General features: G+C 59.3%; 10 protein-coding genes and 1 pseudogene. 8 read left to right on the top strand and 3 right to left on the bottom strand.

The features are described from left to right. Positions 1-55: 55 nt before the first annotated feature. The 3 genes and pseudogenes from ACA056_RS15900 to ACA056_RS15890 all read right to left on the bottom strand — a co-directional run. Positions 56-331 (bottom strand): annotated as a pseudogene (locus ACA056_RS15900) (PAS domain-containing protein); the annotation flags it as partial. Positions 332-772: 441 nt separating this feature from the next. Further along, on the bottom strand, positions 773-1,024 hold the full coding sequence (locus tag ACA056_RS15895; protein ID WP_497265973.1) for a hypothetical protein: 252 nt from the start codon (positions 1,022-1,024) through the stop codon (positions 773-775). A 7-nt stretch (positions 1,025-1,031) separates the two neighbouring features. Beyond that, complete coding sequence (locus tag ACA056_RS15890) at positions 1,032-1,265, bottom strand: hypothetical protein (RefSeq protein ID WP_462049986.1); 234 nt, start codon at positions 1,263-1,265, stop codon at positions 1,032-1,034. A 1,220-nt stretch (positions 1,266-2,485) separates the two neighbouring features. Here ACA056_RS15890 and ACA056_RS15885 point away from each other — a divergent pair. The 8 genes from ACA056_RS15885 (at position 2,486) to ACA056_RS15850 (ending at position 13,601) form a co-directional block, all read left to right on the top strand. Then, positions 2,486-3,796, top strand: coding sequence for a nucleotide sugar dehydrogenase (locus tag ACA056_RS15885; protein WP_497265971.1), 1,311 nt, complete (start codon positions 2,486-2,488; stop codon positions 3,794-3,796). A 61-nt stretch (positions 3,797-3,857) separates the two neighbouring features. After that, positions 3,858-5,339 (top strand): glycosyltransferase family 2 protein, encoded by a 1,482-nt coding sequence (locus tag ACA056_RS15880; protein ID WP_497265969.1) that lies wholly within the window; start codon positions 3,858-3,860, stop codon positions 5,337-5,339. Positions 5,340-5,456: 117 nt separating this feature from the next. Continuing rightward, entirely contained in the window at positions 5,457-6,671 is a 1,215-nt protein-coding gene (locus tag ACA056_RS15875; protein ID WP_497265967.1) for a PilZ domain-containing protein, read from the top strand. Next, complete coding sequence (locus ACA056_RS15870; protein WP_497265965.1) at positions 6,668-8,068, top strand: alginate biosynthesis protein AlgK; 1,401 nt, start codon at positions 6,668-6,670, stop codon at positions 8,066-8,068. Before ACA056_RS15875 ends, ACA056_RS15870 begins: the two co-directional genes overlap by 4 nt. 41 nt (positions 8,069-8,109) lie before the next feature. Continuing rightward, entirely contained in the window at positions 8,110-9,498 is a 1,389-nt protein-coding gene (locus tag ACA056_RS15865) for an alginate export family protein (RefSeq protein WP_497273542.1), read from the top strand. A gap of 85 nt (positions 9,499-9,583) precedes the next feature. Continuing rightward, positions 9,584-11,101, top strand: coding sequence for a mannuronan 5-epimerase AlgG (algG, locus tag ACA056_RS15860; RefSeq protein ID WP_497265963.1), 1,518 nt, complete (start codon positions 9,584-9,586; stop codon positions 11,099-11,101). 11 nt (positions 11,102-11,112) lie between these two features. Next, positions 11,113-12,510 (top strand): alginate O-acetyltransferase AlgX-related protein, encoded by a 1,398-nt coding sequence (locus ACA056_RS15855; RefSeq protein ID WP_497265961.1) that lies wholly within the window; start codon positions 11,113-11,115, stop codon positions 12,508-12,510. Further along, entirely contained in the window at positions 12,510-13,601 is a 1,092-nt protein-coding gene (locus ACA056_RS15850) for a mannuronate-specific alginate lyase (RefSeq protein ID WP_497265959.1), read from the top strand. The genes ACA056_RS15855 and ACA056_RS15850 overlap by 1 nt, the downstream gene beginning before the upstream one ends. Positions 13,602-13,630 lie beyond the last annotated feature (29 nt).

The raw sequence follows: 13,630 nt of genomic DNA, 5'->3' as shown, positions 1-13,630 counted from the left end.
AGCCCACCACCTGGCTGCCTTCAAATATCGGTGTGACGTATGCGTTGACCCAGTAGTGATCGCCATTTCTAGAACGGTTCTTGACGATTCCCATCCACGGGTGGCCTTGCTTGAGAGCACCCCACATATGGGCAAATACGGCAGGGGGGACGTCAGGATGGCGGACGATATTTTGCGGGGCGCCAATCAGATCGGCTCTATCAAAACCACTGATTTCTACGAAGGCGTCATTGCAGTACGTAATAACTCCTCGATCATTTGTAGTCGAGATGAGTTTCTGCTGAGGTGCGAGTGAAATCTCACGCTGCGTAACTGGCTGATTATTTCTCATTCCGATTGCTCCTTGGTTCCTTTAAGAGGCCATCGGCTAGTACTTGAAAAAGGTTAGCGCCTTTTTTAAAAATCTCTTTTATAACAATGAGTTGCATTTAAATTGTTGAGCTATTTTGGATCCGAGTTGCTCGTGTGGATATGGCCTTGATTTTGATTGAAAAAACTCGTCTGTAGACTCAAAGAGGCAAGCTTTCTCTTATCAATAAGCAGTCAGCCTGCCATCGCAATTCTCAGCGCTACCGCAGCCTCAAGCAGCTTATTCGCCTGGCTCGAGACCGCCGTCGCCAAGACATCATTTCCAGCGTCCTTCAGCATTGTTGCCAAATCGAGCAGTTTCCCCGCCTCGATCTCAACGACCCGAACGGATTCGGTTATCTGGTATTGAAGTGAGTGCGCCACGTCATCAACCCTCGTTCCAGATCGGCTAGGGACATGCTCCCTAAATATCTCCGCCAGGCCAACTACCCATCTCTGGATCATGAGTAATTCTTCCAGCCTTCACCTTATCTGCATGTGCAATCAGCCGGTCTGCCAGCTGGTGCAGCTTTTCGAACTTTTGCATCGCTACCTTCAACTCGACCTCGCTGCACTGCTTTACTGCCCCGAGTAACTCATGAGCGGCTTCCTCTAGGGCGCGCGAAGCGGATTTCAGGTCGCGGCACAGTTCTTGATTCGGTTTGGTGAGGGCCATGTTGACCTCAGGCTATTGACTCGGGATTTTGGACAGAGATCTCGGCCGAACGGGCGTTAAGTCTTGCTTCGTCAGCTTTAAAAATAGTGATCAGGTGATGGATAGCCTGGGCATCGATCTCATTGCCGGCGAGAGTCAGCCGCTCAGCGATACGCTTTAGCTCCACCGCCGACCATTTAAGATCGGAGGCGATACCTTGAAGGTCACGCCTGAGTTCCTGATTGGGTTTGGTAAGTGCCATCTAGCCCCCTGCAAATTTACGTCGCACCAGTTGACTCGTGCTGACTTAATGGAAAGTCACAACCCTGTGACTTTCGCCAATCCTGATCCGATCCAGGGCCCGGTTTAACGCATCCAAGGCATCGAGGAGGGCTTTCGCCCTTCCGGCGGCTTGGGTAAAAATCACATCAGCGCCAACACTCGGATTTGCATAAGCCCGAAGAGCCGACTTTATTCCTCGTTTGTGTTCGATTTTTCCTGACGTGGACGTCCGCCTCATAACCATTCCTTCGATGGTGGCACGGGCGTCCCCCGCCACACGACGTGACATCGTCCGCAGCCTAGTACCCGTTAATGCGGGGCGCTATTAATTTCTGTACTCCGACAACACCACTTGGCAGGTATCCGGCGTGCCACCGGATCAGCCGGCATAGCGTATGTAATTATCCAGGGATTTTTTGCGAGCATCCCGCTGTCAGCGCCAGGTTGATGGCGAGCAGGGAGGGCAGGACCCATGACGAGCATTGGCGCGCTGTTATTCCGGTCATCCCGTTTCCCCTGTATCAAGAGGCTAGAGGTGTGTTTGTAGTCGTGCTCTATTCAGATTAGACGGTGTTGCGCCTGCCCTTGGGTCGGTTTGGCGGACTTGGCGCAAACCGTTTTGCATTTCAGCGCATTCGAGGACTTATTCGGAGCGTCCCTGAAAAGTTTAGTTTTTAAAAGATATTAACTATTGCGTGTAGTGCGAGCGCCAATAAATAGTTATTAAAAAATTGACATGTTTCAATTGCTTTACACTGTGCGATGAATTTAATGGGTGCTCTTACAAAGTTGCAACGTTGGCGCTGCACTGTGTCAGGGCTTTAGGCATTTTTGTCCGGTAAGTATCGTAAATATCTGCTTGTTTTTGGTGCGCGGATATATTCTTTTGTTCAAGTTTTCAGTCGCGGCAATTTTCATATTTAATTGATTTGAATAGTGTTTTTTTAAAAGGCAACCTGTTGTCGATGTTGGCACTCGCTTTGCTCATTTAACTACGCATGTTGTCGGCGCGAAGCGCGCGAGATTTCTTCTAAAAAATGACAGCGCCTAAGTTATGTTTGTCTACACTCCCAGTTCTTCGAGTGTGATCGAAAATCAAGTTGTACCTAACTGCCAGTTAGTTGGTGCGGTAGAGCGACTATCGGCCTGTGCGGCATGCCGATGGCCTTCCTGAATCAGGGTATACGGGGGGATTCACCGATGCGGATCAGCATATTTGGTTTGGGGTACGTGGGCGCTGTATGTGCGGGCTGTCTCTGTGCTCGCGGCCATGACGTAATCGGGGTGGATGTCTCGCAAGTCAAGGTCGACCTGATCAACCAGGGTAAGTCGCCCATCGTTGAACCCGACCTGGAGCCGCTGCTCGAGCTGGGGGTGAGTTTTGGGCGGCTGCGTGGTGACCGTGATGTGAAGGCGGCAGTGATGGGCACGGACATGTCGTTCCTCTGCGTCGGTACGCCGAGCAAGAAGAATGGCGATCTGGACTTGGTCTACATCGAGTCGGTCTGCCGCGAGATCGGCGAAGCCCTGCACGATAAGCACAGTTGGCACACAGTAGTGGTGCGTAGCACGGTGCTGCCGGGCACGGTGAAGAACGTGGTGATCCCGATACTTGAAGACTGTTCCGGCAAGAAGGCCGGGGTCGATTTCGGCGTGGCGATCAACCCGGAGTTCCTGCGCGAAAGTACCGCGATCAAGGATTACAACTGTCCGCCCATGACGGTGATCGGTGAACTCGACCAGCGCAGCGGTGACCTGCTCGCCACGCTCTATCAAGGGCTGGACGCGCCGCTCCTGCGCAGGAGCATCGAAGTGGCGGAGATGATCAAGTACACCTGCAACGTCTGGCACGCGACCAAAGTGACCTTCGCTAATGAGATCGGCAATATCGCGAAGGCCGCCGGCGTGGACGGTCGCGATGTGATGGACGTGATCTGCCAGGACACCAAACTCAACCTGTCGCGTTATTACATGCGCCCCGGCTTCGCGTTCGGCGGCTCCTGCCTGCCCAAGGATGTGCGTGCGCTGAACTATCGCGCCGGGCAAATGGACGTCGAGCACCCGCTACTGGCCTCGCTCATGCGCAGCAATGCGGTGCAGGTACAGAGAGCCTTCGACATTATCAGCAGTTACGGCAAGCGGCGTGTCGCGCTACTCGGCCTGAGCTTCAAGGCGGGCACCGATGACCTGCGCGAAAGCCCGCTGGTAGAGCTGGCCGAGATGTTGATAGGCAAGGGCTACGACCTGCATATCTTCGATCGCAACGTTGAATACGCGCGTATCTACGGGGCCAATAAGGAGTACATCGAGTCGAAGATTCCGCACCTGGCTTCGCTGTTATGCCCTGACCTTGCGAAGGTGATCGAGCAGGCGGAGGTGATCGTGCTGGGTAACAGTGACGAGTCCTTCAAAGCCATTGCGCTTCAGGTGCCCGAGGGCAAGCAGGTGGTTGACCTGGTGGGCTTCCTGCCACACGCCAGTGACGATCGGCTCGAGGGTATCTGCTGGTAAGCGAGGCGCGAAGCTGATGCGCCCCAAGCAACATGGGTTTATCGAACGGGGGGTCATAGGTATGGCTGATTCCAGGGTTTACTTGCGCGAAGCTGCGGGCTGGCTGTTCTACGTCACCGCGCTGATGGGGCTTGCACTGTTGCTGCCGCGCACCGTGTTCGATCCCCAATCCAGGGACTTTCTCCTGTTGCTGGGAGCGGTCGGTATCTGGCGTTATTCGATGGGCGCGATCCATTACCTGCGGGGGATACTGTTCCTTTATCTGGTCTTCCCTTATTACAGACGCAAAGTCACCAGGCTGGGCAGCAGTGCCGATCCGTCGCACGTGTTTTTACTGGTTACCAGTTTTCGTATCGATGCGTTGACCACGGCGCAGGTCTACCGCTCGGTGATCGAAGAAGCCATCGGTTGTGGTTACCCGACCACGGTGGTCTGTTCCATCGTCGAGCTGGCCGATGAACTGCTGATCAAAGCGCTGTGGGACAGCTATACCCCGCCGGAGCAGGTCAAGCTGAGCTTCGTGCGGATTCCCGGCACCGGTAAACGAGATGGCTTGGCCCATGGTTTTCGGGCGATCTCCCGGTATTTGCCGGATGCCGATGCGGCGGTGGCGGTGGTCGATGGCGACACCGTGCTCTCGCCCGGGCTGGTGCGTCAGACCGTGCCCTGGTTCAAGCTGTTCCCGAACGTCGGCGGGCTGACCACCAATGAGTTCTGCGAGGTGCGCGGAAGCTACCTGATGAGTCAATGGCACAAGCTGCGGTTTGCCCAGCGGCACATCAATATGTGTTCGATGGCACTGGGCAAACGAGTGCTGACAATGACCGGCCGGATGTCGGTGTTCCGCGCCCAGGTGGTGACCGACCCCGGCTTTATTCAAGACGTTGAGAGCGATTATCTGCAGCACTGGCGCCTGGGGCGTTTCCGCTTCCTGACCGGCGATGACAAGTCCAGTTGGTACAGCCTGATGCGGCTGGGCTACGACACTTTTTATGTGCCTGATGCGGCGATCAACACGGTCGAGCACCCTCCGGAAAAAAGCTTCTTCAAGGCCAGCCGCCAGCTGATGTTCCGCTGGTATGGCAATAACCTGCGGCAGAACTCGCGGGCGCTGCACTTGGGCGTGCAGCGCCTGGGCTGGTTCACTTCGCTGGTGCTGTTCGACCAACGCGTATCGATGTGGGCCAGCCTGCTCGGGCCGTCAGTGGCAATCATTGCCAGCCTCAAATACAGCATGGCCTACCTACTGATCTATGTGCTCTGGATCGGCCTGACTCGCTTGATCCTGAGTCTGCTGTTGCTGGCTTCGGGGCACCCGGTCGGGCCGGCCTATCCACTGATTCTCTATTACAACCAGTTGGTCGGCGCCATGGTGAAGATCTATGTGTTCTTCCGTCTCGACCGGCAATCGTGGACGCGCCAGAAAACCAGACTCGACCGCGGGCTGGCCAGCTATCAGCGCTGGTTCAATACCTGGTCGTCGCGGGCCATGACCTTTTCGGCCGGCAGTGTGTTTTGCGCGCTGCTGATGTGGGTGGTGTAGCACAGGTGTCAGGGCAGTCGGCATGCCGTGTCGGTCTGCACAGCGGTAAAGGATAAAGGTGCACACCGGCTCTGACCTGCCGGATCGATCTCAATCGTGGATGGGAAGGGACGCGTTATGAACACAGCTTGTATTGCTGTTGATGACAATGTCGTGCATGAGTCGGAGGTGCAGCGTCAGCATGCGCGGCTCAATCTACCGGCGAGGATCAAGTTTCACGGGCCGAACCGGGAGATGTTCGATTGCGAGCTGATCGACTTGTCAGCGGGAGGCTTCAGCCTGAGTCAGCCGAACCCGCCGCTGATCGTGGGCCGACAGCACAAAGGCAAACTGCTGTTTCAGGTCGATGCGCTTGGGTTTGCCATCGACGTGGAGTTTGTCGTGCGCTCGGCAGGCAGCGAGGGGCTGCGGGTGGGTTGCGAGTTCCACAACCTGCCCCCACGTGCGATCTCCGCATTGCGTTATCTGATCACCTCCTACCTCTCGGGAGGGGTGATCAGCCTGGGGGACATGCTCGCGACCCAGCAACGCGACAACTTCACCAAGCCGCGAAAGCACGAAAGCGGCAACGGCCTGGGCTTTTTCGCACGCTTGCGGGCGACTATGGTGAGCCTGCTGATGTTCCTTATGGGGCTGGGTGCCTTTGGCTATGTGCTGAACCAGTTGTATGGCATTTATTTCGTCACTCACGCCGAATCGGCGCGGGTCAACGTGCCCGGCCAGTTGATCGGTCTGCCGCGCGACGGCAGCGTCAAGTCGTTGGTCAAGGTGGGGGCGGTGGTGTCCAAGGGGGCGCCGCTGGCGACCTTTTCCGCGTCGTTGCTGGATGTGATGAAAGGCAACCTGCCACCTGGGCAGGCGACCCCGGAAAACCTCGAGCGCCTGTTCAGCCGGACCCTGCAAGGTTCGCTGACCAGCCCTTGCGATTGCCGGGTGGTGGCGCAGTTGGTGCCGGACGGCCAGGTCGTCGGCAAGGGCACCACGGTATACGAGTTGATGCCGATCGATGGTGTGGCAACCATCGAGGCGCGCTTCCCCTATAAGAGCTTTGCCAAGATCCAGCCTGGCAAGGCAGTGAGCTTCCAACTGGTCGGTGAAGAACAGCCACGTACGGGCAAAATCGCCACGGTGGTGCTGGACAACGGCGGCCTGGCCTCCGACCTGCGGGTCACCATTGAGTCTGACAGCACGTTGCAGACCGATCTGGCCGGGCGTCCGGTGGAGGTCAGTATCGAAGACCTGCAGAGCAATGCCTGGGTGAAGAATGCCTGGGCGGCCAATACCTGGGTGAAAAACGCCTGGGAAAATAAAGTCATGGCGGCCGAGAAATGAACGGCGCATGGCGATCGGGGCTGCGGTTTTCTGCGCTGGCCGCTGCTCTGACGATGATTCATGGTTGCGGCACCCTGCCAGATCAGGGGGTGGCGCGCGAGGCCATGTTGCGCGGCGATTATGAAACGGCACGCAAGCACTATGCGGCGCTGGCCCAGGACGGCTATGCCGATGCTCAGGCCGGGATGGGCGACCTGACGGCGTCGGCGGGTGACCCTGCGAGCCTGAAAGAGGCTGAAGCCTTGTACCGCCAGGCCGCGCCGGAGTCGGTCAAGGCGCAGGCACGTCTGGGCCGCTTGTTGCTGCGTCAGGGACCGAGTGATCCCAAGCAAGTGCGCGAGGCCCAGCAATTGTTGGAAGGCGCGCTGGATAAAGGCGAGTTCAGTGCGGTGGTGCCGCTGACGTTGTTGTACCTGGGTTACCCGCATTTGGCACCTGGGGTGGACCCGCAGCAGAAGGTCGATGGCTGGCGTGCCCAGGGCATTGTCGAGGCGGATCTGGCGCAGATTCTGATCTACCGCAATCAGGGCACCTATAAGGAGCGCCTGCCGCAAATCGAGCAGATGTGCCGGGCTCGGCTGGCGGTACTCGATGCCTGTTATGTCGAGCTGGCCACCATCAACCGAATGCGCGCTCAGCCTAAGGCGCAAGCGGCCTTGCTGGTGGAGTTGCGCCAGGGTTGGCGCGAGGGACGCGTAGCGCCCTTGCGGGTCGAGGCAGTGGCGCGCGTTCTGTCGTCGCCAACCCTCGAAGGCCCGGCCGACGCGCAAAGCGCCCAGCGCCTGCTTGAGGAACTGGCGCCGGTCTATCCTCCGGCCTGGACCAGCCTGGCACGGTTGATCAACGACTACCCCGTGCAAGGCGATGCGCCGCAATTGCTCTCGGCCTTGCAGCGCGGACGCGAAGCGGGCGACCCACGGGCGGAACTGCTGACCGGGCGGCTGTATTACCTCGGCAAATGGTTGCCGCAGGACCCGCGTCTGGCTGAAGAGCATTTGCTCAAGGCGGCCGCGGCCGGTGAAGTCGGGGCGCATTACTACCTGGGCCAGTTGTACCGGCGCGGTTATCTGGGTCAGGTCGAACCGCATAAGGCACTGCAACATTTGTTGCTGGCGGCCCGCAACGGTTCGCCAAACGCCGACCTGGCCCTGGCGCACATGTTTTCCGACTCCCGCGGGGTCAAGGTCAATCGGATCAATGCCTTCGTCTTCGCGCAACTCGCGCAGCGTCAGGGCGTGGTAAATGCAGAGCCAGTGCTGTCGGCCCTGCAGTCGGGGCTGACCCCGGCAGAAAGGAAAATCGCGCAGCCCTTGCTTGAGGGGGAAGCCCAGGCCCGTCTGACGGGCGCGGCTTTAGCCAGACTGCAAACTCCGGAAAATGGACAGGACTTACTATGAAGCAAGCATTGTTGGCAGGTTGTGGTCTGGGTGTTTCGCTGATGTGCAGTGCCGGTCTGGTACTGGCGGCGGAGGTGGCGCCGAAGAATTTCGGCCTGGATGTGAAGATTACCGGTGAGTCGCAGGAAGACCGCGACCTGGGCACCGCGCCCGGTGGCACCGTCAACGGTATTGGCATCGACTTGCGCCCCTGGGCCTATGGCCAGTGGGGTAACTGGAGTGCCTATGCGATGGGGCAGGCGGTGGCGGCGACCGATACCATCGACACCGATACGGTCAACAACGGCGTCGACGAAAGTAACGCCCGTGGGACCGATGACAGCTACTTGGCGCTGCGTGAGTTCTGGGTTGATTATTCGGGCATCACCGCCTATCCGGGCGAGCATTTGCGCTTGGGTCGACAGCGTTTGCGCGAGGACAGCGGCGAGTGGATGGACACCAACATCGAAGCGCTCAACTGGTCCTTCGAGACCACTCTGTTGCGCGCCCACCTCGGCGGCGCCGAACGCTTTTCCGACTACCGCACTGACTTGAGCGACCTGGCACCCGAAGACAAAGACCGCTCCCATGCCTTCGCCGACATCTCTACACAATGGGCGCCCAATCACTGGTTCGGCCTGCGTGTACATCACGTTGAGGATAGCGGCAGTCTGCCCAATACGGGCGAGCAGCTCGATGCGCTCGACAAGACCAACACCGGCAGCCTGACCTGGGTCGGTCTCGAAGCGAACGGTGACGGCTACAACTTTCGCTCGACGATGCCGGTCAATTACTGGCTCAGCGCGACCTGGCTGACCGGCAATCGCGACAACCTCACCAGCGTTATCGACGCTAACGGCGATCGCATTGCGACGGGCCACACCAGTGGCGACGTCAACGCTTGGGGCGCTGACCTGGGCCTGCGCTGGAACATCGATGAAAGCTGGCGCCTCGGTGCTGCCGCAGCCCGTGGCGACGGCGGCGGTCACGACCAGGAGAATGTGTTCCAGCAAACCGGCCTGCAGAGCAACCGCTCGAACTACACCGGCACGCGTTCACGCGTTCACCGTTTCGGCGAAGCCTTTCGCGGTGAACTGAGCAACCTCCAGGTGGCTACTCTGTTCGGCTCCTGGCAGTTGCGCGAGGACTACGACGCCAGCCTCGTCTACCACCGCTTCTGGCGGGTCGACGACCAGCAGGACACCGGCGACGACGGGATCATCAATGCGGCTCTGGTGGACGGTGAGAAGGACCTGGGCCAGGAAGTCGATCTGGTCATGACCAAGTACTTCAAACAAGGCCTGTTGCCCGCGAGCATGGTGGATTGGGTCGACGAACCCTCGGCGCTGATCCGCTTGCGCCTCGGCGTGTTCTTCCCGGGCGATGCCTACGCCAGCGACACTGACTCGAGCATGCACCGGGCGTTCATTGATTTCGTCTGGAAAATCTAGGCCCGGGTTGTTGCCCGCAGTGATGCCATCGTGGGCACGGCGCCTTGATCACACCAGGTTGCATTTATTTTGATGAGTGAGGCTTATGGACAGTGTCGTCAAGATAGGGCTGTTGCTCGCGGGTCTGCTGTTGGTGCCGACCGCGGGTGTCAGCGCGGCGAGTGTCGTCTTCGCGCCGCGCTATACCATCAGCGAGGCTCCGGGAAAGCCCTTGCTGATCAGCGAGCCGAAGATCCCCGACCTGTCCGGCTATACGGCCGAGGCCGCCATGGCGAAGATTTCCTACAAACCCGCCGGCCGTACCTTGATCCAGCCAATGCTCAAGGAAAACGCGCTCGACGAATTCATCGGCGGCAAGGAGCGTCTCAAGGAATGGGTGGTGCGCCAGCAGCGAATGCCCGTGGCGATCTTCATCGACCGTGGCTACATGAGCCTGACGCAACTGGCACGCACCCTGCCACCGACGGCCTTGCGCGAAACTGCGCCGGGGGTGTTTCTGGCGCGCTTGCCGATCGTCATACGTCCCGGCGGGACCCTGCATATCGACAAGTCGGTCAAGGAGTTGCGATTGTCCCAGGAGGGCGGTTCATTCCTGGTCAATGACGGCAAGCTATTTATCACCGACACCAAGGTCAGCGCCTGGAGCGAGAAGGACGACAGCCCGGCCTGGTACAAGAAAGAGGACGAGTTCCGGCCCTTCCTGGTGTCTTGGGGCGGCACCGAGACCTACATCGTCAACAGCACCATCACCAGCTTCGGCTACACCGCGAGCAAGAGTTATGGGGTGAGTATTTCCCAGTACAGCCCGAGCATGGCGCCAAAGATGAAACGCAAACGGCCGACCGGCTGGCTGCTCAATTCGGAGTTCGTCGACAACTGGTACGGCTTCTATTGCTATGAGGCCGACGACGTGGTGATTCTCGGCAATTCCTACCGCGACAACATCGTCTATGGCATCGACCCGCACGACCGTTCGCGCCGGCTGATCATTGCCCACAACGACGCCTTCGGTACCCGCAAGAAGCACGGCATTATCCTCTCACGCGAGGTCAACGACAGCTGGATCATCTACAACCGCGCCTACAACAACCACCTGTCGGGCATCGTCCTGGACCGTTCCAGCGTCAATAACCTGGTGGCCTACAACGAGACCTACAAGAACCTCTCCGACGGTATAACCCTGTATGAGAGCGGCAATAACCTGCTCTGGCGCAACCGCGCGGCCGACAATGAGCGGCACGGGATCCGGGTACGTAACAGCACCGGTGTGCGGCTGTATGAAAATGAGCTGATGGCCAATGCCCTGACCGGTATCTACGGTCACATCAAGGATTTGCGCGGCAGCGACCGCGATCTCAAGGAAGACCCCTACGAAGCCAGGCTGTCGCTCACCGTGGTCGGCGGCAAGCTGATTGGCAACGGTTCCAGCCCCATCACCGTGTTTTCACCCTCGCGTCTGGAACTCTATGACTTGACCTTTCTGGCGCCGCAGAAACAGGACGGCCTTGCCTTCACCGGTTTGTTGGGGGAGGTGCAGGGCGACTTGATGGACATTCTCCTGCGCCGTCATGCAGCCGCGCTGATTCTGCCCGAGACACTGTGAGGAGCCTGCCGATGAACACCCTCCATGGATTTGTCGCTCTGTGCCTGCTGTCTGTACCGACGTGGGGACAGGCGCAGCCGGAGTACACCGCCGAAGCTTGCTGTCAGCTGTGCCCACAAGCGGCGCAAGCGACACTTTACGAGCAGCCGGCGCTGAAAAACTACGCGACCCTGATGGAGGCCAAAGACCAGTGGCTCTTTCGCAGCCAAAGCGATTTTCGCACTGACTTCGGCCTCGATGAGAGCGGTTACAACGCTCTCAAGCGCCTGCGCGACGGGCTGGCCCAACGCGGGGTCGAGCTGGTGTTGGTGTTGCCACCCAGCCGCGGCTTGCTGCATGCCGACCGGCTGACGCCGCTGGAACTGGCCAACTTCGATCAGGCCAAGGCCCGGCAGAACTACTTGCAAACGCTGGACCGGGTGCGCGACTTACGTATTCTGGTCCCCGACTTCACCAGCCTGCTGGGTGCGCCGCAGCCAGCCGGGCAGCCTTTCTACTTCAAGGGCGACCACAACTGGACGCCCTATGGCGCCGAACGCAGCGCCCAGCTGGTGGCCCAGACGCTCAGGGGCAACGATGTGCTCAAGGCGTTGCCGCATCAGGTCTTCGCTAGCCAGCCGGTCGGCTTGTTGGGACGCTCTGGCACATTGCAAAAAGCCGCCGCGCAGATCTGCGGCAACGGTTATGCGGCCCAGTATGTCCCCCGTTATCAAACCCGGGCCCAAGGCGATGCCAAGGTCCCCGCCAAGGTCGCATTGATCGGTACCAGCGCCAGCGGCGAGGCGTTCAACTTTGCCGGTTTCCTCGAACAGTATCTGCAGACGCCGGTCGGCAACTTCAGTGTGCCGGGCGGTGGCTACGATGATTCGTTGATCGCCTACCTGCTCGGCGACGACTTCCAGAAAGCCCCGCCGGCGGTGCTGGTATGGGAAACCGATAATCTCGACAGCCTCGGCAGATCCAGCTTCTACCGGCAGGCGATGGCGGCGCTGAGCGATGGCTGCGACAACCAGGCGCCGCTGCTCAAAAGCCATTCGACCCTGCACAGCGGGCGCAATCAGGTGTTGTTCAACGGTGGTGGCGGCAATGTGTATCCGATCAAGGGCAATCGTTATCAGGTCGACCTCACGTTCGCCGATCCCGGCGTGCACCTGATGAGCGCGACCCTGACCTACATGAACGGTCGCCAGGAAAACATCAGCTTGAGCCGTGCGCCGACGGTCAACACCCAGGGCCGCTTCGTCTTCGAGCTGCGCGCCGATGCGGACTGGGACGAACTGACGTTTCTTTCCATGGAGGTGCAGCCACCACCTGGACCGACCTCCATGGAACTCTCGGCCCGCTTGTGTGCCAAGCCAGTCATCTCTGCGGCACCTTCCCTGCGCACCGCGCAGACGGAGGGGCACTGATGCGTCAGGGACATTGGGCCGCCTTTGGCGTGGCCTTCATTCTGATGGGGCCGACCGTGCAAGCGGTGGCCGCTCAACTCCGCCCGCCGCAGGGCTATTACGCGCCGGCCGTGGACAAGAAGGGCGACGCACCGAGCTGTCCGGCGGCGCCCAAACCCTATACCGGTGACCTGTTGATCCCCAGTAAGTACGAGGGCTCGGGCAAGGCACGTGATCAGCTCAACGTGGAATCCAACCAACGCTACAAACAAATGTCAGCCGATATCAACGAACTGGAAAAGGGAATCAACAAACAAGTCGCCGCCTATTTACGGCTTGGCCGCGCAGGCTATGTGGACTGCACCCTGAGCTGGCTGGGTGATTGGGCCAAGGCGCAGGCGCTGCTGAGCACCACTTACACCCATACCGGCAAGTCGATGCGCAAATGGGCGTTGGGCAGTATTTCTTCGGCCTATCTGCGGCTCAAGTATTCGCGTTCGCAGCCATTGAAGGGCCGCGAGGCGCAGACCCGGCCGATCGAGGTCTGGATCGGCCAGGTCGCCGATCAGGTGGTGCGGGACTGGCGGGACCAGCCACTGGACCGACTGAACAATCACCAGTATTGGGCGGCCTGGGCCGTCATGGCGGCCTCGGTGGTGGTCGACCGACGCGACCTGTTCGACTGGTCGGTAGCGCAGTTTCGCATCGGCGCTTCCCAGGTCGATGCAGACGGCTATCTGCCCAACGAACTGAGCCGCGAAACCCGCGCACTGGCTTACCACAACTACGCGATGGGGCCGCTGATGATGATCGCTGCTTTTGCCCGAGCCAATGACATCGACCTGCGCGAAGAAAACCACGGTGCCATGCGGCGTCTGGCGGCGCGGGTGGAGGAGGGGATCAAGGATCCACGCTCGTTTGAACGCAAGACCGGCTACAAGCAAGCACTTGAGGACCTCGACGAGGACGGCAAATTTGCCTGGCTGGAACCTTACTGCGCGCTGTACGACTGCTCGGCGCAAACCAACCGCTGGCGCCAATCGATCGAACCGATGAAAACCTACCGCCTGGGCGGCGACATCACCCAGCTATTTGCTGACCAGAAAGAATAAATGCAACAGCCAACACGCCCTGGATACCC

The sequence above is a fragment of the Pseudomonas sp. LBUM1666 genome, from assembly GCF_059695775.1.
The sequence above is the reverse complement of the archived record's forward strand: the minus strand, read 5'-3'. Positions and strand labels throughout refer to the sequence as shown.